This is a genomic window from Mesorhizobium sp. WSM4823 (assembly GCF_055811195.1).
Window position 1 is genome coordinate 269,124 of record NZ_JBVVQL010000006.1, and the last position, 21,744, is coordinate 290,867.

The 21,744-nt window shown below is 61.6% G+C and carries 17 protein-coding genes, 1 other RNA gene and 1 pseudogene; 10 read left to right on the forward strand and 9 right to left on the reverse strand.

The genetic code is table 11. From position 1 onward, the window contains the following. The first annotated feature begins 81 nt into the window (after positions 1 to 81). Entirely contained in the window at positions 82 to 1,302 is a 1,221-nt protein-coding gene (locus tag AC0L26_RS18230) for an alanine racemase (RefSeq protein WP_473633797.1), read from the forward strand. 117 nt (positions 1,303 to 1,419) lie between these two features. Here the strand turns inward: AC0L26_RS18230 and AC0L26_RS18235 are convergent, their stop codons facing one another. Further along, entirely contained in the window at positions 1,420 to 2,151 is a 732-nt protein-coding gene (locus AC0L26_RS18235; protein WP_473633798.1) for an SDR family oxidoreductase, read from the reverse strand. Between the two features lie 130 nt (positions 2,152 to 2,281). Between AC0L26_RS18235 and AC0L26_RS18240 the strand changes: the two genes are divergently transcribed. Continuing rightward, on the forward strand, positions 2,282 to 3,175 hold the full coding sequence (locus AC0L26_RS18240; protein WP_473633799.1) for a LysR family transcriptional regulator: 894 nt from the start codon (positions 2,282 to 2,284) through the stop codon (positions 3,173 to 3,175). A gap of 5 nt (positions 3,176 to 3,180) precedes the next feature. Here the strand turns inward: AC0L26_RS18240 and AC0L26_RS18245 are convergent, their stop codons facing one another. Then, positions 3,181 to 4,359 carry a lytic murein transglycosylase gene (locus AC0L26_RS18245; protein WP_473633800.1) on the reverse strand — a complete coding sequence of 393 codons (1,179 nt, stop codon included), beginning with the start codon at positions 4,357 to 4,359 and terminating at the stop codon, positions 3,181 to 3,183. An 80-nt stretch (positions 4,360 to 4,439) separates the two neighbouring features. Further along, positions 4,440 to 5,231 carry a glycoside hydrolase family 25 protein gene (locus tag AC0L26_RS18250; protein ID WP_473633801.1) on the reverse strand — a complete coding sequence of 264 codons (792 nt, stop codon included), beginning with the start codon at positions 5,229 to 5,231 and terminating at the stop codon, positions 4,440 to 4,442. Between the two features lie 311 nt (positions 5,232 to 5,542). Between AC0L26_RS18250 and AC0L26_RS18255 the strand changes: the two genes are divergently transcribed. Continuing rightward, positions 5,543 to 6,922 (forward strand): serine hydrolase domain-containing protein, encoded by a 1,380-nt coding sequence (locus AC0L26_RS18255; protein WP_473633802.1) that lies wholly within the window; start codon positions 5,543 to 5,545, stop codon positions 6,920 to 6,922. A gap of 30 nt (positions 6,923 to 6,952) precedes the next feature. On the opposite strand, the gene AC0L26_RS18260 is transcribed toward AC0L26_RS18255, so the two are convergent. From AC0L26_RS18260 to AC0L26_RS18280, 5 genes and pseudogenes are all read right to left on the reverse strand, one after another. Beyond that, a complete protein-coding gene (locus tag AC0L26_RS18260) occupies positions 6,953 to 8,155 on the reverse strand; it encodes a M14 family metallopeptidase (RefSeq protein ID WP_473633803.1) in 1,203 nt (400 codons plus the stop codon). Between the two features lie 101 nt (positions 8,156 to 8,256). Next, positions 8,257 to 9,908, reverse strand: a pseudogene (locus AC0L26_RS18265) (alpha/beta hydrolase). Positions 9,909 to 10,325: 417 nt separating this feature from the next. Further along, on the reverse strand, positions 10,326 to 11,033 hold the full coding sequence (locus tag AC0L26_RS18270) for a class I SAM-dependent methyltransferase (RefSeq protein ID WP_473633804.1): 708 nt from the start codon (positions 11,031 to 11,033) through the stop codon (positions 10,326 to 10,328). After that, the gene (locus tag AC0L26_RS18275; protein ID WP_473633805.1) at positions 11,030 to 12,328 is read right to left on the reverse strand and encodes a BtaA family protein; all 1,299 of its coding nucleotides are present in this window, start codon (positions 12,326 to 12,328) and stop codon (positions 11,030 to 11,032) included. Before AC0L26_RS18275 ends, AC0L26_RS18270 begins: the two co-directional genes overlap by 4 nt. A gap of 31 nt (positions 12,329 to 12,359) precedes the next feature. Beyond that, positions 12,360 to 16,268 (reverse strand): hydantoinase B/oxoprolinase family protein, encoded by a 3,909-nt coding sequence (locus AC0L26_RS18280; protein WP_473633806.1) that lies wholly within the window; start codon positions 16,266 to 16,268, stop codon positions 12,360 to 12,362. Positions 16,269 to 16,468: 200 nt separating this feature from the next. On the opposite strand from AC0L26_RS18280, the gene AC0L26_RS18285 reads away from it, so the two are divergent. The 7 genes from AC0L26_RS18285 to AC0L26_RS18315 all read left to right on the forward strand — a co-directional run bounded on the left by AC0L26_RS18285 (position 16,469) and on the right by AC0L26_RS18315 (position 20,489). Further along, the gene (locus AC0L26_RS18285; protein ID WP_473633807.1) at positions 16,469 to 16,672 is read left to right on the forward strand and encodes a hypothetical protein; all 204 of its coding nucleotides are present in this window, start codon (positions 16,469 to 16,471) and stop codon (positions 16,670 to 16,672) included. Positions 16,673 to 16,830: 158 nt separating this feature from the next. Further along, positions 16,831 to 17,550, forward strand: a complete 720-nt coding sequence (locus AC0L26_RS18290; protein WP_473633808.1) for a TerB family tellurite resistance protein — start codon at positions 16,831 to 16,833, stop codon at positions 17,548 to 17,550. Next, entirely contained in the window at positions 17,547 to 18,314 is a 768-nt protein-coding gene (locus AC0L26_RS18295) for an N-acetylmuramoyl-L-alanine amidase (protein ID WP_473633809.1), read from the forward strand. Before AC0L26_RS18290 ends, AC0L26_RS18295 begins: the two co-directional genes overlap by 4 nt. A gap of 186 nt (positions 18,315 to 18,500) precedes the next feature. Further along, complete coding sequence (locus AC0L26_RS18300; RefSeq protein ID WP_473633810.1) at positions 18,501 to 19,280, forward strand: lytic transglycosylase domain-containing protein; 780 nt, start codon at positions 18,501 to 18,503, stop codon at positions 19,278 to 19,280. Positions 19,281 to 19,339: 59 nt separating this feature from the next. Then, positions 19,340 to 19,737, forward strand: an RNA gene (gene rnpB, locus AC0L26_RS18305) — RNase P RNA component class A. Positions 19,738 to 19,914: 177 nt separating this feature from the next. Continuing rightward, positions 19,915 to 20,190, forward strand: a complete 276-nt coding sequence (locus tag AC0L26_RS18310) for a type II toxin-antitoxin system ParD family antitoxin (protein ID WP_123151966.1) — start codon at positions 19,915 to 19,917, stop codon at positions 20,188 to 20,190. Next, on the forward strand, positions 20,187 to 20,489 hold the full coding sequence (locus AC0L26_RS18315; RefSeq protein ID WP_473633811.1) for a type II toxin-antitoxin system RelE/ParE family toxin: 303 nt from the start codon (positions 20,187 to 20,189) through the stop codon (positions 20,487 to 20,489). The genes AC0L26_RS18310 and AC0L26_RS18315 overlap by 4 nt, the downstream gene beginning before the upstream one ends. 9 nt (positions 20,490 to 20,498) lie before the next feature. On the opposite strand, the gene AC0L26_RS18320 is transcribed toward AC0L26_RS18315, so the two are convergent. Continuing rightward, entirely contained in the window at positions 20,499 to 21,614 is a 1,116-nt protein-coding gene (locus tag AC0L26_RS18320; protein ID WP_473633812.1) for a cystathionine gamma-lyase, read from the reverse strand. Positions 21,615 to 21,744: the final 130 nt, after the last annotated feature.

Genomic DNA, 21,744 nt, shown 5'->3' on the forward strand with positions numbered 1-21,744 from the left:
CAGGGGTGCGAGACACAGAATTGTTTTCATTCCCCCATAGGTTGGATTAATTGTTCGCAGTCTAAGTCGAGGGATTCGTCCATGCAGCGATTCGAAAATGCGCGCGAAGCGGCGTTGGCGCTTCGCCCGGACGATCCGATTTATTGCTTTCGCCCGCAGGTGCTGAAGGCGGACGCCAGACAGTTCATGGGGATGTTTCCCGGCAAGACCGCCTATGCGGTCAAGACCAATGGCGAGCAGATCGTGCTGAAGACGCTGGTCGATGCCGGCGTCGGCGCTTTCGACGTGGCCTCGCCCGGCGAATTCGCCGCCGTTCGCGCCGTCTCGCCCGACGCCGAGATGCTCTACATGCATCCGGTAAAGGCACAGTCTGATATCAAGCTGGCGCTGGAGAAATATGGCATCCGCGTCATCTCGCTCGACCATGAGGACGAGATCACCAAGCTGACCCGCGTGGTTCGGGCGCTCGATATCGATCCGGGTGCGATCACGGTGTTCGTGCGCATCCAGACGAAAGGATCGGCCGCTTACGAGTTGTCGAAGAAATTCGGCGCCGGGCCGGCCAATGCGGTCGAGCTGGCCGAACGGCTGAACCGAACGGGCTACAAGGTCGGGCTGTGCTTTCATGTCGGCAGCCAGATCGAGGATCCTGACACTTATGAGCGGGCGCTGGCCTCGGCCGACTGGGTGCGCAACCGCGTCAGCTTCGACATTGCCGGGCTTGATGTCGGTGGCGGTTTTCCGGCCGAGTACGGCCACGATCCCAACCGCAAGCAGATCGAGATGCCGTCGCTCGGCCAGATCATGTCGCGGCTGTCGGGCGATCTGAAGGAATACCAGTTCGACCAGATGCCGCTGGTGGCGGAGCCGGGGAGGGTGATCGTGGCGCGCTGCCTGTCGCTGATCGTGCGGGTGCTGCTGCGCAAGGGCAAGCGGCTCTACATCAATGATGGCATCTGGGCGTCGCTGTCGGATTCGTGGACCGGCAAGATCACGCTGCCGGCGCGCTTCATTCCAGACCCGGCGATACGCTCGCGCAATGGCGAGGAGAAGACCATCGTGCCGTTCAAGGTATGCGGCGCGACCTGCGATTCCGTCGACATCCTGTCGCGGCCGTTCTGGCTGCCGGAAACGGTCGATACCGGCGACTGGATCGAGATCGGCCATATCGGCGCCTATTCGCTGTCGCTCAGGACCCGGTTCAACGGCTTTTATCCCGACACGTTCGTCGAGGTGACGACGCCATTCGACGAAGGCGACGCGCCGCAGGGGTTTGCGAGCCTGGAGACGATGGCGGATTAGTGAATGGTGAACAGTGAATGGTGAATAGTGCGTAATCAGTAGTCAGTAGTCAGCGGTGACTGTCTAATTCCACTGCCACTACAACCTTACCATTCACTATTCACTATTCACTATTCACTAAGCAACGCCGCCGCCGGCCTGGATGTTCTCGCCGGTCACCCAGCGGGCCTCGTCGGAGGCGAGGAAAACCGCGACATCGGCAACGTCGCGCGGCGCTCCGATCCTGCCGAAAGGCGACATGCCGGCGGCGATCGCGCGATCCCGCTCGGGCAGCAGGTCGGTGTCGGTAAAGCCTGGCGAAAGCGCATTCACAGTGACGCCGCGCGGTCCGAGCTCGCGCGAGAGGACGCGGACGAACTGTTCGACGGCACCTTTGCTGCCGAGATAAAGGGCCGTCTGCGTGAAGAACATTTTGGTTCCACCGGTGGAGACGGCGATGATGCGGCCACCGTCGCGCACGCGGCGCGCCGCCTCCTGAAGCGTGAAGAAGGTGCCTTTGGCGTTGGCGCCGAAGACATAGTCGAAATCGGCTTCGGTGGCCTCGACCAACGGCTTGATGACGGCGACGCCAACATTGGCGACGACGATGTCGATCGTCCCCATCTGCCTTTCGGTCTCATCGAAAAGCCGGCTTATGTCGGAAATATTGGAGATATCGGCCCGAATGGCGACGGCTTTTCCGCCATTCTCGTGAATGGCAGCAACGGCTTCCTGGGCGGCCTTCTCGTTACCGACGTAATTGACGACCACGGCCGCACCGTTTGCCGCGAGGCCCTCGGCGATGGCGCGTCCGATGCCGCGCGAACTGCCCGTTACGACCGCGGTTTTGCCTTCAAGCGAATGATACATAGCTGCTGTCCTTTCTCGCGTGGCTGCGGCCGCTCCAAATCGAGCGGCGGTTCCACGTCGAAGTTAGGGGCATGCTATTGCTCAGATAATAGCCTATTATCGAATAGGCTTGTTAAGTTTGGGGTACATAATGCGAGGGACCGAGTTCTCCGAGCTGAACGCGTTTGCAGCGATCGTCGAGGAAGGCAGCTTCGTCCGCGCCGCGGCCAGGCTCAGGATGTCGCCGCCGGCGCTTAGCCAGACTATACGCGGGCTGGAAGAGCGTGTCGGTGTCCGGCTGCTCAACCGTACGACCCGCAGCGTGTCGCCGACCGCAGCAGGCGAAACGCTGTTTGCCCGCCTCGCACCTGCATTCAGCGAACTCGAAGGGGCTGTCGCCGACGCGCGTGCATCACGCAATCGACCGGCAGGCTTGCTGCGCATCAATGTTCCACGCATCGCCGCCATGCGTTTCATCGCTCCCATACTCGGTGATTTTCGCCGCGCCTATCCGGATATTGCCCTCACCATAATCGTTGACGACATGCTGACGGATATTGTCGAGGGACGCTTCGATGCCGGTATCAGGCTTGGCGAGCGGCTGCATAAGGACATGGTGGCGGTGAAACTCAGCGAGGAGCTGGAGATGGCCGCGGTGGCGGCGCCCGGCTATCTCGAGGATCATCCTGTACCGCGCCATCCTGCCGACCTGCATCATCACCAGTGCATCAATTTCCAGTGGCCCAGCGGCGGCAACATTTACCGGTGGGAGTTCGCGCGAGGCCAACGCGCTCTGGAGATAACCGTGAATGGCATGCTGACGGTCAATGATACGGAACTGATGATCAAGGCGGCCCTGGACGGGGTCGGCGTGGCTTACATGCTGGAATACCAGGTTCGGCCGTGGATAGAAGCCGGCAAGCTCATCCGTTTTCTTGAAGCTTGGTCGCCCAGATTTCCGGGCTTCTACCTATATCATACGAGCTCCCGGCAGGTTCCGCCGGCGCTGCGTGTCTTCATCGATTTCCTGCTTGCCAGGCGATGACCCACTTAAAGTTTCGCCAAAAGCTCCGGTGTCGGCCAGCCGTCGACCGGAAAGCCTAGCCGCTTCTGTTCCTTGCGGACCGCCTCGCGGGTGTTGGTGCCGAGGATGCCGTCGACCGTGCCCACGTCATAGCCTTTGGCCTCGAGCTTCGTCTGCAAGGCCCTCATCTGGTCGCCGTTGAGGCCGGGTTCGGGATTGCGCGGATCGAATTGCGGCGCGCCCGCCAGCCGCGCGGCGAGATTTGCCGCGGTCAGCGCATAGGTGAAGGACTGGTTCCATTCGAGATAGACGTCGAAATTGTCATAGACGAGGAAGGCCGGTCCCTTGCGGCCCATGGGCAGCGCCAGGCCTGCCTTCAGGCTGTTGTCTGCAAGCGGCGTGCCGTCGGGGTTGGTGACGCCCCACTCAGCCCACTGCGTCAGCGGCAGCTTGTTGGTGCGGCCGGTCTGGTCCCATGGCAAGTCGTCGGGTACGCGGACTTCCTCGATCCAGGGCTGGTCGCGTTTCCAGCCGCGCGACATGATCTTGTTGGCCGTGGTCATGATCACGTCAGGCGCGCTGCCGCGCAGGTCGATGACTTCGTCGCCGTCGCCGTCGACGCCCCGGTTGAGATAGTCGGAAGGCAGCATCTGCGTCTGACCGATTTCACCGGCCCAGGCGCCGGTGACATCCGCCGGCACGACGCCACGATCGATCAGTGTCAGCAGCGGCACGATTTGCGGGCGAAAGAGTTGCGGGCGGCGGCAGTCATGCGAGAGCGTCACCAGTGCGTTCAGTGTGTGGAAATCCCCCTGCACTGCGCCGAAATCGGTCTCAAGTGCCCAGAAGGCGGCGATGACCGCCGGCTGGACGCCGAATTCCCGGTCGGCGCGGGCAAAAACATCGGCATATTTCTGCAGATTGGCCGCGCCTTGCTTAAGCCGATGAGGCGAGATCATGCGATTCGAGAACTCGACGAACGTCTGGGTGAACACGCCCTGGGAGCGGTCGCGCGCCAGCACCTTGTCATCGGCAGTGGCCTTCTCCAGTGCCTCAAGGCCGGCAGCGCCGACGCCGGCGGCCTTGGCCTCCGCCGTCACGCCCTGCTTCCATGCCTCGAAATCGCCGCCGCATTGCTGTGCCGCTGCTGGCGCCGCCGTGGCAGCCAGAAGCAGCGCCGCGAGAATTTTCAAACGCAATCGCATCGCCATCCTTCCGAGAAGATTACCGGCGGTTGCAGGCGTCCCTCATTGGCTGTGTCGAAAAGCAGGCGGCAGGCCTGCTGTCAACGGGTGTTCTGCCGTAGCCACTTGTTCCAGGCGGCTTCCGAGCCGTTGAAGACATTGATATCGGCCTTGCCCCTTATGCCCGGCACAACGCCGGTTCCGGTGTACTGCCAGAAAGTGAAGGGGTGGCTGCCGTATCTCTCGCGCGGATGGCCTGCCACCGAACGCAGCCAATAGGGGTAGCTGCGGAAAGCCGACAGGCCGTTGTCGTCGAAGAAATCGATCGAGGTGTAGATGATCGGCTTCTTGCCATAATGTTTTTCGACGATTTCGAGGAACGTGCTCATCTCACTGCGCACCGTGGCGGCATCGGGCCGCAGCTTGCAGGTCGGTGATTGCGGGTTCCATTCCATGTCGAGAACCGGCGGCATAGCCGAGCGATCTTTGGGCACGTTCTTGATGAACCAGCGCGCCTGCGTGGCGGCCGACGTGCAAAAATAGTAGAAATGATAGGCTGCGCGCGGAATTTCAGCGGCTTTCGTGCGGCTCCAATGCTCGTCGAAATACTCGTCGAAGCGATCGCCGCCTTCCGTCGCCTTGATGAAAACGAAGGAAATGCCGCTGGCCTTGGCCATCGGCCAATTGACCGAGGTCTGGTATTTGGAGACGTCGGTGCCGTGAACGGCATAACTCCACGGCGCGCCGCTTTCCCACTCATGCGGGTCGGAGTCATCAAAACGGGGTGCACGCACCGCAACGGTCGGGGCGCTCGGCAATGACGGCGCAAGATCGTCGACGGTCGAACAGGCGCCCAGCAACGTCAGCATGATGAAAGCCGCGAAACGGCGCATCGCTACTCCTGAACCGGTTCCAGCCGGCCGCTGATGGGTTGTTGCTGCAGGTGGCCCCCTCGACCATACCCCCAAGCGATCTCCCCACAGGACCGCTTCTATTTTTAAAGCGCGCCTCTTCGACGCGCTTTTTAATCTTTGTTTCCTGCATGTCGTTATCCCAAAACCGCTGAGCACTTTTGGGCGACAAGCATCAGTGATCGCCGATCATGGTTGATATTCCGTTCACGGCGCACGACAGGAGCCGCGATTTTGCCGAAGCAATGGCGGCAAATCAATGACATAGATGAGCTTCCGGGGGAGTCGGAAAAATGCAGATTGTTCTAAGGCTGGTGAAATGGCTGCTCGGGCTGGCTGTGCTGGCAGTCACAGCACTGGCCGCCTGGCTGTATTTGGCCCCGCCGGAACTGATCCGCGTCGGCTCGGGCTACACGGCCAAGATCGTCTGCTCGAATGTCTTTATCGCCGGACGCGATGCCAATGAGGTGCTCGCCGTCGACGTGCAGGCGCCCGGCCATCCGCTGCTGCGGCTGATGAGGATCTCCGTCGAGAAGGAGCAGGGCACGGTCTCGGCTGGGCTGTTCGGCGTGTTCGGCAAGAGCGTCGCGGTCGCTCGCGACGGTCTCGGCTGCACCTTGGTTCCGGATGGCGACACCGCTGCGGCCGAAGCAGTCGCCCGGCCGGCGTGGACGCCGGCACCGCCGCTGGACGCGCTCTGGCCGGACGGTGACAGGGTCGATGCCTCGCAGGATCCTGAAATCGCTGATATCCTCGACGATCCGGCGCTGGCAGGCACCGGCATGCGCGCGGTGGTGGTGGTCAAGAACGGGCGCATCGTCGCCGAGCGTTATGGCAGCGGCTTTTCCGAAAAGACACCCTTGCTCGGCTGGTCGATGACCAAGTCGGTGAACGCTGCGATCGTCGGCACCGTGGTGAAAGCCGGCAAGATGGCGATGACGAACCAGGGGCTGTTCGGACCCTGGAAAGCAGATGGCCGCACCGCCATCAGTCTCGCCGACATGATGGCGATGTCGAGCGGGCTGGAGTTCAACGAGGACTATGGCGACGTCGCCGACGTGACGCGGATGCTCTATCTCGAGCCTGATATGGCGCGCTTTGCCGCAGCCAAGCCGCTGACCGGCGAGGTCGGCAAAATGTTCTCCTATTCGAGCGGCACGGCGGTGATGTTGTCGCGGCTGTGGCAGGATGCAATCGGCGACAATAACAAGGCGCTGGCGTGGCCAAGGGTTGCACTGTTCGAGCCGCTCGGCATGCAGAGCGCGGTGTTCGAGGTCGACGAAAACGGGACGTTCGTCGGCTCGTCCTATCTCTATGCCACGGCTCGCGACTGGGCGCGTTTCGGCCAGTTTCTGCTGCAGGATGGTGTCTGGAAAGGCCAGGAGATCCTGCCTGCCGGTTTCGTCGGCTGGATGCGGGAAGCAGCACCGGCCTCAAAAGTCTACAGCAGGGGCCAGTTGTGGATCGAGGGGCCGGGCGACGAGGAGAGCCCCGGCACCGGCATTGCTGCGGGTCTGCCTGGAGATACCTATTGGATGGAAGGGCATGACGGGCAGACGGTCGCCATCGTCCCCTCCGAGCAGTTGGTGGTGGTGCGGCTCGGCCTGACGCCAGCCAAGCTCGGCTACCGGCCGCAGGTCATGGTGGCTGCGCTGGTGAAGGCGCTGCATTAGGGTCACCTAAGCCCCTCGGCAGGGTGTGAACTACTCGGGATAAGTCTCGACGCCCTCGGCCGCCCTGTGGAAAAGGACAAATACCAAGGTATTGCCGGCCTCGGCCGTCGTATCGCTGCGCAGACCCGCCACCTCTCCAGCTACGCTGCTGGTGTACTCCGCAACCACCTCGCCGAAGCTGTTACGCTGAATGGCCACTTTCTGTCCGGCTCCGACCTTGTCGTTCAGCTTGACCAGATGCTCGACGAACCCGGCCTGGGTTGCCAGGATCGGGAACGCGCTGTTGCCGACGAAAACATTCACATCCTTGCCTGTGCGCCCCATTGGCCCGGCAAGGATGCCATGATGCTTGAGGACGTTCATCGTGCCTTCAACGAACAGGGGAATCATCTCAAGGTCGAGGATACGCGCAGCACCAACCTCCGGACAAAAGGATGGGATACCCGCGGCGACAAACGCGTTATGAAGGACACTTGGGTACACAGGATTGTCGAAGATCTGGCCCACTGGATAAAGTTCCAGCATCGCCTTGATCTCGGGCACATCCATGTCGCCAATGTTGAATGCGGAGGCATCGAATCCGGTCGTCCCGGTATGGAAGTCGATTGCCACGTCAGCGTTCGGCCGGAGGAGCCGGTTGAACAGGAGACCGGCGTGGCGGCTGGCCGCACTGGCACCGTTCTCGTTGCCGGGCCATTCCCTGTTCATGTCGATCAGGTCAATGCCCCTGCCAGAATTGGGCCATCTGCGCTGCATGCTTTCCATGGCTGGACGGGACACGTCCGTGACCGCCATCACCGTGCCCGACATCTCCGCCGGATCAAGTTGGTTCATCACGGTCTGGACCGTATGCACAGAACTCATCTCGTCACCATGCACACCACTGACCAGGACGGCGCGCTTGCCCGGCTTTGCCCCGCTAGCGACCGTCACAGACACATGCCAGTGCTGTCCGGTGGGCATCTGCGCGCCCTGAAAATACAAAAAATGCTTCTTGCCGGGCTCCAGGTCCTTGACGTCGAGCACGCTGACGACTTTTTTCCCCTGGATCACATCGCCGGTATAGACCGTTGCTGATGACGCACCCGGTATCGGGCTAACAGATGAAGCAGATGAGTCCTGGGCGTTCGCAGAACCAGCATTGGCCGCGAAGACGGCCGCCGCGCCTACAGAGGCAATAGATGCTACAATTACATCCCGGCGATCGAGGCCCTTTTTAGGTTTGTCCGACATGATGAGGATCTCCTATGTCGTGTGGAAAGCCAAAGTCGAATGCCAATGTGTAGACTTTCGTAAGCAACCCGCTCGCATAACGCAGTCGTGGCAGGCAGCGATCACATCCTGCCGCGAGCGGCAAGATACTGCTTCAATCGCGCGATCTGGTCGGCAGACCAGCCCTGCGGATCGGTCACCGCGAGCCACGCGTCGACGTAGTGTTCGGGCGCAAAGACATGACCATAGCCCATCGGCGCATTGGTCGCGACGGCCATGTCAAAGGCCAACTGTAGCATCGATACCACCGGATACCACCGCAGTTCCGGCGAGACGTCTGGGCCGCGTGGAGCGTCCATCCACTCGGGACGACGATAGAAGTCGCGATAATCGAAAAACGTAATCGCATCGCTGGCATATTGGAGGTAGACAATGCGCATGGGACCCCAAGGCGCGTCCGCCAGACCGGTCTCGCCATTCTGGTTCATGAAGCGGACGAACGAACCGTTCCGGAACCGCGGCAACCAAGCGGGCGTACCGGCATTGCGATGCTCCGTCATGCGGCGCCAAATTCTGCTCTCAAAGGGCGGACCGCTCCACAGCGCGCCTTGGACAGGGTCACCAAGGATCTCGAAAAGCTCCACCGATCTCTCGGAGTTCATCGCTCCGAGGCTCAGGCCATGCAGATAGAGTTTGGGCCGCCTGTCGTGGGGAAGCGTCGTCCAGTATTCATAAACTGCGGCAAACAAAGCCCTTGCTGCTTCCGAGCCGTATTCCGGCTCGACCAGCAACGATAGCGGGCTCGACAGATAGGAGTACTGCTGGGCAACACTCGCCACGTCGCCATTATGGAGGTATTCAACCGTATCCATCGAGGCGGGATCGATCCAGCCACTTCCGGTAGGCGTGATGACGACCAGTACGGAGCGTTCGAAGGCCCCGACGCGCTTTGATTCCTCAAGGGCAAGTTGCGCCCTCTCTTCGGCAGTGTCGGCCGCCCGAAGCCCCACATAGACCCGGAGAGGTTCGCGCGCATCCTTTTGCGTGAACGTGCTTATCTCGCTAGCGGTAGGTCCCGTCGCGATGAACTCTCGTCCTGCCCGTCCAAGTTCTTTCCAGCTGACGAGGGAGGCGGCACTGCCGGTCTTGAGCGGAGGTGTTGGCTGCGCTCGATCCGGTTCGACGAGGGCATCAAACGTTGCGAAGGACGAATCGGCGACGTAGAGCGCGTAGCGGACGAGCACGCCATTTGCGACCGCCCAGAACAATAGTATCGCGACAGTGAAACCGATCACGTTCGAAACCCTGCGGGGACGAAGCGGCCCGACCTTTCTGAAATCAAACGGGAGATGCGTTTGAAGAGCCGGGCCAGCGCGATGAGCATCAGGAACGTGACGATCGCGATGACGCAGACTTCAAGCGGATGCGCGCTCGTCACGGGTTCGAGGAGCATCAGTTGACGGATTGAATTTTGCCATTCCGCTGCCCACCATAAAAACAAGATGGCGATTGCTGCGCAAATGGCCGCGACGGCGATCTTGAGAGCAAGCAGGAACCGCTCACGCGGTTCCGGAAGCTCCATATAGGCCCACAGCCAGCGCCACGCGACTCCGATGCCGTATCCGGCCGCGAAACATGCCCCGGAGAGCAGGCCCTGGGCCAGATAGGTTCGAGGAACAAGGGTCGGCGTAAGAGAAGCTACGAAGAATAGCGTGCCGACGACGAGGCCGCCGGCAGAAAGCGAGCGCCAGAACTTTGTCACCCGGTTACGCATTTGGCCGCTTCGCTTCTCCTGGGGATAGCGGTCTCGCGATGAATACGACCAGCCCATCATGGCTTGCTCTCGCGTTTTGTAGAAGGAGGGCAGGAGAAATTTCCAGCTGCTCCGTCTGGCAAGTCGCAACATCTGGTTGAGTTGCATTGCAATCGCCAAGAATCCCCGGCGCTGTTGGAGAGCCGATGTTTGCAAATGGCGCGACCGCACCGGGAGCCCGGACGAGTCAAGAGGGGTTTGCGTTGGCCTCTCGCGCCCGGAAGACACAAGAGGCGTTCGCCAGGTCTAGTCTAATCCGATTCAAAGTTCGTTCTCGTGAAGAGCGTGGCGAGGTGGATGGCAATGTCCGCTCCTGACGCGCGAAGCTGCCCGTCTTCGACTCCGGCTCGGCCTGATCTGAATTTCAACACATCCTGACTAGCTGCGCTGCCCGACCACGGCCAGCCAGGCGTAGCCGCGATAAAGCGTTCTAAACCGAAGGGTTGCGCCGACTTTTGCAGATTCCGATTCCAGGACGTCGCGCAGCGCTTCACGCGGCTCGACGTGGAATTTTCTCAGCCAGCCGCGCAGCAGTGTGCGGAACCAGCCGGGCAGGGCCTCCTGCTGGCCGAAATCGACGACGTGCAGCGAGCCGCCGGGTGACAGGGCTGCAAGTGCCGCTGAAATCGTCTTCTCCCAACTGGGGATCATCGACAGCGAATATGACACGAATATGCGATTGAAATCCTCAACGCCGAACAACGCTTTCGCGTCGAAATCGGTGGCGTCGCCGCGCGCCAGCTTGACGCGGCCGGACAGGCCCTCGCGGGCCATGGCAGCAGTGGCCGTTTCCAGCATTTCGGCAGAAATATCGAGACCGAAGAAGCGGGCGCCGGGATAGCGTCGGGCGGCAAGCACGATATTGCGGCCGGTGCCGCAACCAAGTTCGAGCACGGTGCCGCCAGCGGGTACATCCAACCCTGCGATAAGCCGGTCGCGACCGAGTAGGTAATATTTGCGGGTCAGATCGTAGAAATGACGCTGCCAGCGATAGACGCCGTCCATCAGCTCGGCATGCCCGGCCGGCGGTTTGCCGTGCCCGGCCGGCGGTTCGGCGTGCCTGGCCGGCAGTTCGGTCGTGCTCATGCGGCCTGCTTCACATAAAGGTGGAAACCGCCATAGATGGCCGAACGGTCGCGGGCCGAGAATTCGCGCGACGCTTCGTCCGCATAGTTCCACTGGTCGAGCAGCGAATTCGAGACCCTGCCCGGCAACAGGCTGGGTTCGGCAGCGGTGCGGAAGATGACGCGGGCATGAGTGGACGCGGTGCGGGTGATCTCGGCCCACAGCGCATTGAGCTGGTCGTCGGTCATCCAGTCCTGCGCGTCGAGGAGGACGAAGCGGTCGACCGAACCGGCGTCCTTGCCGGCGAGGAATTCGATCAGGTTGGCATGGTGAATGGCGACGCTGTCGACATTGTTGCGGATCGTCTCGTAGTTGCGCTTCTCGAGATAGGCCGGCAGCGCCGCCTCGCCGGGATTTGGATAGCGGCGGGCAAAAGCCTGCCAGGCGAAATAGTTGTTCTCCAGCGGAAAATCGCAGGCGAGCTTTTCGAGCCGGGCTTTCAGTACGCTGGCCATGGTGCCGTCGCCCGAGGTGATCAGCGAATCGTACTGCGCCGGCGGAATGCCGAGCCCGAACAGCGAGGCTTTTCGCGAGGTAGCCCATTTCAGCAGCGGCTTTTCGAAGACCGGCGCCAGCTCCTCATTGAAGAAACGGCGCTGGTCGGCAAGGCTTTTAGCCTGCATGATGCCGGCCGGATCGACGCCGAAGAATTTGGCGGTGCGGTGGCCCATGGCGATGAACAGGCCGAGCAGGCCGGTCTGGTAGAAATTGCGGTCGAAGACGGCGATGCGCCGACGCCGGCGCCAGTTGCGATGTTCCCAATAATGGCGGCTGACCGGGTCGAGATGCGGCGCGATGAAGCGGTCGTAGGCTTGCGAATTGTGACGGGTCTCGGCGGCGCCGAAGAAACGGAACAGGTCGCCCTGCGAGGGCAGATGGCGCACCGCTTCGAGTTTCATGCGGTTCAGCGCGATATGGGCGGCGTTGAGATCGACGGCATCGATCCTCTCGGGCGACCGGGTGAGATAGGCGAGGATGTTGCAGCCGCCAGAGGCGATGGTGACGATGCGGTGGCCCCGGCCAAGCTGCATCGCCTCCATGTCGACATCGGGGTCTTCCCATATTTGCGGATAGACAAGGCCGGAAAACAGCAAGGCGAAGAGCCGTTCGGAGAGGCCGGCCTTCGACAATGGGCGGTTCTGGTAGACGGCTTTGCCAACTTCCTTGCCGCGGCGAAAAACCAGTTCTCCGGAAATGTCCGTCATGGCAAGGCGATTCCCCGTTTGCTTTGCCGCAAGCGGGTAGCGCAGGGTCATGACAGGCCGGTGACAACCTGTTGAAGCTGGCTCAGGCCTCGCCAAATCCGCCCGGCGTCGGTGTCGTCACGATGATGGCGTCACCGGCCTCCAGCACCGTCTGGTCGCAAGCTTTCAGGACCTCGACGAGGCCATCCTTGCGGCGGACCTTGGTCGAGCCAACTTCGCCATCGCCGCCGCCGTCGAGGCCTTGCGGTGGGCGGTTGCGATGCGAGGACAGGATGGCGCATTCCATTTTTTCGAGGAAGCGGATGGTGCGCTTGGTGCCGTCGCCGGCACTCCATCTGCCCTTGCCGCCGGAGCCTTCTCGGATGTGGAAATCCTCGAGCAGGACGGGAAAACGCAGTTCCAGCACTTCCGGGTCGGTGAGGCGCGAATTGGTCATGTGGGTGTGGACGCCGGACGTGCCGGAAAAGCCGCGGCCCGAGTTCATCCGGCCTGCCGGCGAGCCGGAGCAGATCGTCTCGTAATACTGGTACTGCTTGTTGCCGAAGGTGAGGTTGTTCATCGTGCCTTGCGCGTTGGCCATCGCGCCCATGGCGCCGAGCAGCGCATTGGTGACATGTTGGGAGGTCTCGACATTGCCGGCGACGACGGCAGCAGGGTAAGCGGGCTTCAGCATCGAACCATCGGGGATGACGATGTTGATCGGGCGGAGACACCCGGCATTCATCGGGATCATGTCCTCGACCATGACGCGGAAGACATAGAGCACGGCTGCGCGGGCGACCGGCTCGGGGGCGTTGAAATTGTTCTTCATGACTGGCGACGTGCCGGTGAAGTCGACGGTCGCCTCACGCTTTTGCCGGTCGACCGATATCTTCACCTTGATGATCTGGCCGGTGTCGGTTGGATACTCGTATACGGAGCTGTCGGGCAACCGCTCCAGCACGCGGCGCACGCTTTCGGCCGCATTGTCCTGCACATGGCCCATATAGGCCTCGACGACGCCAAGGCCGAAATGCGCGACCATCTTGCGCAGCTCGGCAACGCCCTTTTCGTTGGCGGCGATCTGCGCCTTGAGGTCGGCGATGTTCTGGTGCGGGTTGCGCGCCGGGTAGGGGTGATCGGTGAGCAGCGTCTCCAGTTCCTTCTCGCGGAACCGGCCGCGATCGACGATGCGGAAATTGTCGAACAGCACGCCTTCCTCATCGACCGTGGTGGCGAGCGGCGTCATCGACCCGGGCGCCGTGCCCCCGATGTCGGCGTGGTGGCCGCGCGAGGCGACGTAGAAAAGGATTTCCTCCCCCCTCGAGGGGGAGGTGGTGGCGAAGCCGCCGGAGGGGGTCGCCGCGGCAGTGCTCGACGTTGTTGAGGTGCCTCCTGAGAGGACCCCCTCTGGCCGGTTTGCGGCCATCTCCCCCTTAAGGGAGGAGATTAGGTCAGCGCTTGCAAAAACCGGCGTCACCACCGTGATATCAGGCAGATGCGTGCCGCCATTGTAGGGTGCGTTGAGGGCAAAGACGTCGCCGGGGTGGATGTCGCCGGAGTTGAGCCGGATGATGGTCTCGACCGAACGGTCCATGGAGCCGAGATGCACCGGCATGTGCGGCGCGTTGGCGACCAGCGCCCCGTTCCGGTCGAAGACGGCGCAGGAGAAATCCAGCCGTTCCTTGATGTTGACGGAATAAGCGGTGTTCTGCAGCGTGACGCCCATCTGCTCGGCGATCGACATGAACAGGTTGTTGAACACCTCCAGCATGACCGGATCGGCCCCCATCTTCCCGGAGAGACCGGTGCCGAGCGCCGCCTGCCGGTGCTTTTTCTCAATGCGGCGCAGGAGCACATGGTTCTTGGCAGTGATCTCGGCCTGCCAGCCCGGCTCGACGACGATGGTCTGGTTCGGTTCGATGATCAGGCCAGGGCCGGCAATCTTGTGCCCTGGTTTGAGCGTCTCGCGGCGGAAGATGCCGGCATCCCGCCAGGCGCCCTCGGCGAAGATTTTGCGGGTCTGCGAAGGGTTTAACGTGAGATCTTCGGTTTCTGAATCACTTTCGTCGCGGCCGGCGCCGCCGGTGTCGGTGCCTTCGACGCCGACCGTCTCGACGATCATCGGCTTGTCGTCATAAACGAAGCCGAATTGCGCCTTGTGGGCGATTTCGAAATCACGTCTGGCCTGGAAAATCGAATCTCCCTCGAAATTCACCGGCAGTGTCGTGTCGGTGCCGTCATAGCGAATATGCAGCACCGGCTTCGCGGCAACAGCGTCCTCGGCGATGCCTTGCACCGAGAGTTCGGCGATGACGGCCTTTCTCAAGCTGGCAATGAGGTTGCCGATCTCGGTTCGGGACTCTTCGGCAAGAGGCTTGAGCAGCGCCTGCTGGCGGGAGGCAAAGACCGAGGACAAGCCAATGCCATAGGCCGAAAGCAGGCCGGAAAAGGGATGGATCAGCACCGCCTCCATGCCGAGCGCATCGGCAACGAGGCAAGCGTGCTGGCCGCCGGCGCCGCCGAAGCAGTTCAGGAGGTATTCAGTGACGTCGTAGCCGCGCTGTACCGAGATCTTCTTGATGGCGTTTGCCATGTTTTCCACGGCGATGGTGACGAAGCCTTCGGCGACCGCTTCCGGCGGCCGGCCATCGCCGATTTCGGCGGCGAGCGCCGCGAATTTCACCCGCACGGTCTCAACATCGAGCGGCTCATTCTGGCCGGGGCCGAAGATCGCCGGGAAGAAGTCGGGTTGCAGCTTGCCCAGCATGACATTGGCGTCGGTGACGGCCAGCGGGCCGCCGCGCCGGTACGCGGCCGGGCCGGGATTGGCGCCGGCCGAATCCGGGCCGGCGCGGAAACGGCCGGCCTCGTAATGCAGGATCGAGCCGCCGCCGGCCGCGACGGTGTGGATGCGCATCATCGGAGCGCGGATGCGCACGCCGGCAACTTCGGTGTCGAAAGCGCGCTCATAGTCGCCGTCATAATGGGCCACGTCCGTCGACGTGCCGCCCATGTCGAAGCCGATAACTTTGTCGAAGCCGGCGAGTCTTGCGGTCTCGACCATGCCGACGACGCCGCCGGCCGGGCCTGATAACAACGCGTCCTTGCCCTGGAACATGTCGGCGGCCGTGAGGCCGCCGGATGACATCATGAACATGAGACGGGGGCTTTCCCTCCCCCTTGAGGGGAGGGTGGCGGCGGAGCCGCCGGGTGGGGTCGGCTCGACTGGGTTCGACGTTCCTTGACGCCTCGCGCTGCCTTGGGCGACCCCCTCTGGCTGCTGCGCAGCCATCTCCCCCTCGAGGGGGGAGAGGACGCCCAGTTCTTCCGCCACCTTCTGCACATATCTCGACAAAATCGGCGACAGATAGGCGTCGACCACGGTGGTGTCGCCGCGGCCAACCAGCTTGATAAGTGGCGAGACCTCGTGACTGACCGAAATCTGCGAAAACCCCAGTTTTCTGCAGACTTTTGCCACCGCCTTTTCGTGGTCGGGATATTTCCAGGCATGCATGAAGACGATCGCCACGGCATCGATGCCGTCGGCCTTGGCCTGCTCAATGGCCGGCCGGCAGGCGGCAATGTCGAGCAGCCGTTCGACATTGCCGTCGGCGCGCACGCGTTCGTCGACCTCGATGACGCGTTCGTAGAGTTGCTCCGGAAGGATGATCTCCTTGGCGAAGATGTCGGGCCGCGCCTGATAGGCGATCCTCAGCGCGTCGCGAAACCCTCTGGTGATGAGCAGTAGAACACGGTCGCCCTTGCGCTCCAGAAGCGCGTTGGTGGCAACCGTGGTGCCCATCTTCACGTCGCCGATCAGGCGGGACGGGATCGGAGCGCCGGATTTTAGTCCGAGCAGATCGCGAATGCCCTGGATGGCGGCGTCGGCATAGGCTTCAGGATTCTCGGACAGCAGTTTGCGTGGGTGCAGCCTGCCCTGCGGGTCACGGCCGATGACATCGGTAAAGGTGCCGCCGCGGTCGATCCAGAAGTCCCATTTGGCGATCACGTCAGCTCTCCCAGGCATTTTATTGATTCAATGTGTTAATTTCCCAGTAGCCTGGTGTTAGTTCGCCATGGCTTCCCCGGCAACGGCAAAAGCAGATGATGTTACATGCGGAAATGCAACGTTACGAAACTCATAGCCGTCTGATGCATTCTCTCCTCGATCGTCACCGTTAGCGGGGGCGTGATTAGAGGAGAGATATCATGAAGAAACTCGTTCTTGCGTCGGTTTCGGCGCTTGCCCTGCTCGGCGTTGCTGCTTGCAGCGACAGCGGCACGGGCGGGGACGCCACCACCACGCAGAGCACCAATCCGCCGGCAAACGAGCAGCCGATGCAGCCGGCCCCTGACGCCACGAAGCCGGCCGAGCCGGCTCCGGCAGAGCCTGCTCCTGCGCCGGCGCAGTAGATTAGCTGGCTGAAGATTTGGGAAGGCCGGCATCATGCCGGCCTTCCTAGCATCTGTTTTCGAGACACGCGCGTCAGGCATCCCGCGAAATCGGTTAGCCGGCCCTGCGGCATTGTCTTCGCTTGATAGCGGTGCCCGGTTAGCCCTAATAAGTGCCCATGTCGATTTGGGATCGCCTCGGCGACTTCATCACGCGCGTTTCGTCCTCAACCTCGTCGGGTGTCGCCGACGTGGTCGAGGCCGTGCGCACGGTTTTCTCCGGCGATCCGGATCTGCGCCGGCGCGTCGCCTTCTCGGTGGCGATGATCGCGCTGTCGGCCAAGATGGCCAAAGCCGACGGCATCGTCACGCAGGACGAGGTGCGCGCCTTCCAGCAGATATTCGAAGTGCCGAAGGAGCAGACGCGAAACGTAGCGCGGCTCTACGATTTGGCCAAGCGCGACATTGCCGGATTTGAGACCTATGCCGAACGCATGGCGCAGCTTTGCGGCTCCGGTCATTCGAACTGCGTGATGCTGGAGGACATTCTCGACGGACTGTTCCATATCGCCAAGGCCGACGGGTTGGTCCACGAGCGCGAAGGCCAGTTCCTGCATCGTATCGCCGAGATCTTCCGGATCGAGGAAGCGCATTACCAGAGCATTCTGGCGCGGCACGTCGACCTGGGTGCGGCTGACCCCTATATCGTGCTTGGCATCGAACGGGGAAAACCGTTCGAAGAGGTCCGAAAGCGTTATCGCAAGCTGGTTTCGGACAACCATCCCGACCGGCTGATCGCACGCGGCCTGCCACAGGAATTCATCAAGATCGCAACGAGCAGGATAGCGGCGATCAACGCAGCCTATGAGATGATCGAACGAGGCCTGCGGCACGCATGAGCGGCTTCCTGCCCGATGAGCCGAGCGCCGAGGTAAGGGTATCGCCGAATTTCGGTCCACGACGCGAGACGACCAAACCCGACATGATCGTGCTGCACTACACCGGCATGAAGACCGGCGCCGGCGCCGAAGCCTGGCTGTGCGATCCGACGAGCGAGGTTTCGTCGCACTATCTCGTCCATGAGGACGGCCGCATCGTCCAGATGGTCCGGGAATGCGACCGTGCCTGGCATGCCGGCAAGAGTTCCTGGTTCGGACGCAGCGACATCAACTCCTGTTCGGTCGGTATCGAGATCGTCAATCCGGGGCATTCGCTGGGCTATCGGAACTTTCCGAAACGGCAGATCGATGCCGTCATCGGCCTGTGCAAGGGAATTGTTCAGCGCCACTCCATTCCGGCCCAACGGGTGCTCGCCCATTCCGATGTGGCGCCGGGGCGCAAGGTCGATCCGGGCGAGAAATTCCCCTGGAAGACGCTGTTCGAGGCCGGTGTCGGCCATCTCGTCGAAGCGGCATCCGTCAGGCGCGGCGCGGTGCTGAGGGCCGGCGATGCGTCTGCCGAGGTCGAGGCGTTGCAATCGATGCTGGCGCTCTACGGCTATGGCGTCGAGATATCAGGCGCTTTCGACCGGCAGACCGAAATCGTCGTCGAGGCTTTTCAGCGACACTTCCGCCAACGTCTGGTCGATGGCGTGGCCGACGGTTCGACAATCCGCACCCTGGAAAAGCTGCTTGCTTCCGTAAGGGCAGGTCCGTCCAAGTAGTCTTTCCCTTGGCCGTTAAGTTACAACCTGTCACTCAAAGTGACTTGCCTTGCCTTCTTTGCCGCTAATTCGACCGTCAAAGGCGATCCGTGCAAGTTGTCGGACCTACAGCCCCGCAGATGTTCCGACGTTGAGTTAGCGTAGCTGCGTGAAGTTCTTCGCGTGGTTCAAACAGAACAGGACCCCATGCAGAAATTGACCGTTTTAACGGCAGCTGTTGCTGCCGGCGTAATGACTTTTGCCTTCAGCACGGCGAATGGCGCTCCATTGAGCCAGCGGGCCGACCAGGGTTTCATTACCGCACCAGATAAAACCGCCACGCCGAAAGCCGGCCAAGATGCGAAGGAAAAAAGGACAGTCTCCGCAAAGGCGGTAAAAGCTGCTGCGGTCAAGGTGAAAAAGCCAGCATCCGCAAAGACGGAAAAAGCTGGCGTAAAAGTGAAAAAGGCAGTCTCTGCAAAAAATGCAATCTCCAAGCGACGTGTGAAGCGCAACAGGACCCGCATCGACCAGAGTACGACCGCGTCGATCGGCCGGAAAAGCCGGGCGGCGGCGCCGAAGGCGGCGGCCGCTGGCGGCAGTGGCCAGTATTCAACCATCATCGAGCGTCATGCCGCCAACAATGGTGTGCCGGTCTCGCTCGCCAAGGCCGTCATCATGATCGAGAGCAGTTTTCAGCCGAACCAGGTCGGCAGTGCCGGGGAGATCGGCCTGATGCAGATCAAGCCCTCGACGGCGCGGATGATGGGTTACAGCGGCTCGATCAAGGGTCTCTACGATCCCGAGACCAACATCAAATACGGCATGAAATACCTCGCCATGGCGCGGAACCTCGGCGGCGGCACAACCTGCGGCACGATCCTCAAATACAATGCCGGCCATGGCGCCAAGCGGATGAACCCGATATCCGCGGCCTATTGCGGCAAGGTCAAGGTGCAGTTGGCAGCGCTTGGAGCGCCGGCATAAGAAGCCGGAAACTGCTTTTTTGTTTGCGTTTTCGGACGTGAACCCCTTTATACGCCTTGCCAGCTGGCCGGGCGGCCGCACCCGCGAAGCCGAAAGGCTGCGGGTGAGGAAAGTCCGGGCTCCATGGAGACACGGTGCCGGTTAATGGCCGGCGGGGGCGACCCTAGGGAAAGTGCCACAGAAAGCAAACCGCCACGATCCGTCGTGGTAAGGGTGAAAGGGTGGGGTAAGAGCCCACCGCGCGACTGGCAACAGGAGCGGCACGGTAAACCCCACCGGGAGCAAGACCGAATAGGGGCGGTGCGAGGGGAAACCCTCGAGGGCTGTTTCCGGCTCACCGTCCGGGTAGGTTGCGTGAGGCGCATGGCAACATGCGCTCAAGATGAATGGCCGCCACGTTCTCGCGCCGCAAGGGGCGAGGGCCATACAGAACCCGGCTTACAGGCCAGCTGGTAATTCCTTCCAGATTCTACTGTGAATTCCCTGATATCAGCAGGTTGCGTCTTCGGGCGCGCCTGCTGGTTCAGGCCCTTCATTGACTGAATCAGCATTGCTGAGCCTCCGAGAAGCAAGCGTTTCTTGAAGTTGGTGCGATTAAATCGTACCATATACAGGCAATATCAGGAGCGCATTCATGGGTCAGGTCGACAAACGCAGCATCACGCTTTCGCCGGAATTGGCGGCGGCGGTCGACGATGTGGTCGCCGCCGGCGAGTACGCTTCGGCGAGCGAGGTGATCCGCGACGCGCTCAGGCAATGGAAGGACCGGCGCGACCTGCACGGTTATACGGTCGAGGAGTTGCGCAAGCTGGTGCAGGAGGGGATCGACAGCGGACCGGGACGATTTGCGTCGATCGACGAAATCAAAGCCGAAGCGCGCAGACGATTGAAATCCGATAACGCGGCATGAATTTGCTGCCCATCATCCGAACTGCAAATGCAGAAGAGGATTTGATCGCGATCTGGCTTCATATCGCGCGAGACGACGAGGCTGCAGCAGACCGACTGCTCGACCGGATCGAAGCCCGCTGGCAGCAACTGGCGACTTATCCTTTCTCAGGCGCGCCGCGCGAAGACATTGCACCTGGCATTCGCCATCTGGTCGTCGGCGAATATCTTACCTTGTACCGTGTCGGCGAAGATTCGATCGAAATCCTGCGGGTGCTGCATGGCCGACGTAATATCGAAGCCGACGATCTGGCTTCGTGATCGATCCGTTCAGCCGCTGATACCGTCCAGCGACGCCTCGATCGCCCGCCAAAGCTCTTCCACCGGCTCACAGCCGACCGACAGGCGAACGAAACCGGGCGGAACGGCGTCTCCTCTTTTTGCTCGCCGTTCCGCCGAAGTGTGCATGCCTCCGAACGACGTTGCTGCCTGCATCAAGGCGCAGTTGTTGATGAAATCCTCAGCCTTGTCCTCCGAGGCGAGCACGAACGAGATGAGGAAGCCGAAGCGCTCCATCTGGGCGCGGGCAAGATTGTGCGAAGGATCGCTTTCCAGTCCCGGAAAGCGCAAGCCGCTGATCGCACGATGGTTCTCCAGCCGCCGCGCTATTATTTCGGCGGAATCGCACATCCGGTCGAAACGAACCTCCAGGGTTTCGAGGCCACGATGCACCAGCCATGCTTCGAACGGGCCGGGAATGGAGCCTGAGGTCTCACGCCAGCCGGATACGGCGGCGATGATGTCGGGATTCCGGCTGGCGACATGGCCGAACAGCACGTCGGAATGGCCATTGGGCGCCTTGGTATCGGCGGCAACAACGATATCGGCGCCGAGATCGAGCGGTCGCTGGCCGAAGGGCGTCATGGTCGTGTTGTCGACCACCAGGATCGCGCCCGCTTTGTGCACGGCTTCGGCGACAGCCGTAATGTCGCAGATATCCAGTCCCGGGTTGGCGGGCGTTTCAACGAAGGCCAGCCGGTATCCATCGAAGCCGCCGTCGAGGAAGGTCGATGTCGGCCGGACGTCGTAGGCGACGCCGAACGGTTTCAGGAAACGGTCCGCCAGCGCCCGCGTGGTGTGGTAGCCATCCGAGGGCAGCAGGATGCGGTCGCCGGATTTGAGCAACCCAAAAAACACCGCCGAGATTGCAGCCATTCCTGAGGGAAAGGCGACGCATGGAGCATCTTCCAGATGCGCCAGCATGTGTTCGACCGCGTCCCAGGTCGGATTGCTGAAGCGGCCATATTGATCGAAGCCGGTGGCGTCGCCGGGTGCGTGGAAAATGGCAGCCATGGTTAGGGGCAGGGGAATTGGGTCGCCCTTGGCAAGCCTGCCGCGACGCAGATGGGAAAGTGCCGCCGCGCGGGACTTGGTTGTTTCGGACATAGTTTCAACCTTGTTTCTGACCGGAAAGGACAGGCCGACGCTATGCGTGGTGGCGATCCGCGGCAAGCCGCCTCCGGTTAGGCCAAGCAGCTCTAAACGCTTCGTTAGGCTTAATGGAGCATAAAGACGG

Bases quoted from the DNA above. Each gene is read 5' to 3' on its own strand.
- AC0L26_RS18230 (WP_473633797.1), top strand. From the start codon at position 82: ATGCAGCGATTCGAAAATGCGCGCGAAGCGGCGTTGGCGCTTCGCCCG.
- AC0L26_RS18235 (WP_473633798.1), bottom strand. From the start codon at position 2,151: ATGTATCATTCGCTTGAAGGCAAAACCGCGGTCGTAACGGGCAGTTCG.
- AC0L26_RS18240 (WP_473633799.1), top strand. From the start codon at position 2,282: ATGCGAGGGACCGAGTTCTCCGAGCTGAACGCGTTTGCAGCGATCGTC.
- AC0L26_RS18245 (WP_473633800.1), bottom strand. From the start codon at position 4,359: ATGCGATTGCGTTTGAAAATTCTCGCGGCGCTGCTTCTGGCTGCCACG.
- AC0L26_RS18250 (WP_473633801.1), bottom strand. From the start codon at position 5,231: ATGCGCCGTTTCGCGGCTTTCATCATGCTGACGTTGCTGGGCGCCTGT.
- AC0L26_RS18255 (WP_473633802.1), top strand. From the start codon at position 5,543: ATGCAGATTGTTCTAAGGCTGGTGAAATGGCTGCTCGGGCTGGCTGTG.
- AC0L26_RS18260 (WP_473633803.1), bottom strand. From the start codon at position 8,155: ATGTCGGACAAACCTAAAAAGGGCCTCGATCGCCGGGATGTAATTGTA.
- AC0L26_RS18270 (WP_473633804.1), bottom strand. From the start codon at position 11,033: ATGAGCACGACCGAACTGCCGGCCAGGCACGCCGAACCGCCGGCCGGG.
- AC0L26_RS18275 (WP_473633805.1), bottom strand. From the start codon at position 12,328: ATGACCCTGCGCTACCCGCTTGCGGCAAAGCAAACGGGGAATCGCCTT.
- AC0L26_RS18285 (WP_473633807.1), top strand. From the start codon at position 16,469: ATGAAGAAACTCGTTCTTGCGTCGGTTTCGGCGCTTGCCCTGCTCGGC.
- AC0L26_RS18290 (WP_473633808.1), top strand. From the start codon at position 16,831: ATGTCGATTTGGGATCGCCTCGGCGACTTCATCACGCGCGTTTCGTCC.
- AC0L26_RS18295 (WP_473633809.1), top strand. From the start codon at position 17,547: ATGAGCGGCTTCCTGCCCGATGAGCCGAGCGCCGAGGTAAGGGTATCG.
- AC0L26_RS18300 (WP_473633810.1), top strand. From the start codon at position 18,501: ATGCAGAAATTGACCGTTTTAACGGCAGCTGTTGCTGCCGGCGTAATG.
- AC0L26_RS18310 (WP_123151966.1), top strand. From the start codon at position 19,915: ATGGGTCAGGTCGACAAACGCAGCATCACGCTTTCGCCGGAATTGGCG.
- AC0L26_RS18315 (WP_473633811.1), top strand. From the start codon at position 20,187: ATGAATTTGCTGCCCATCATCCGAACTGCAAATGCAGAAGAGGATTTG.
- AC0L26_RS18320 (WP_473633812.1), bottom strand. From the start codon at position 21,614: ATGTCCGAAACAACCAAGTCCCGCGCGGCGGCACTTTCCCATCTGCGT.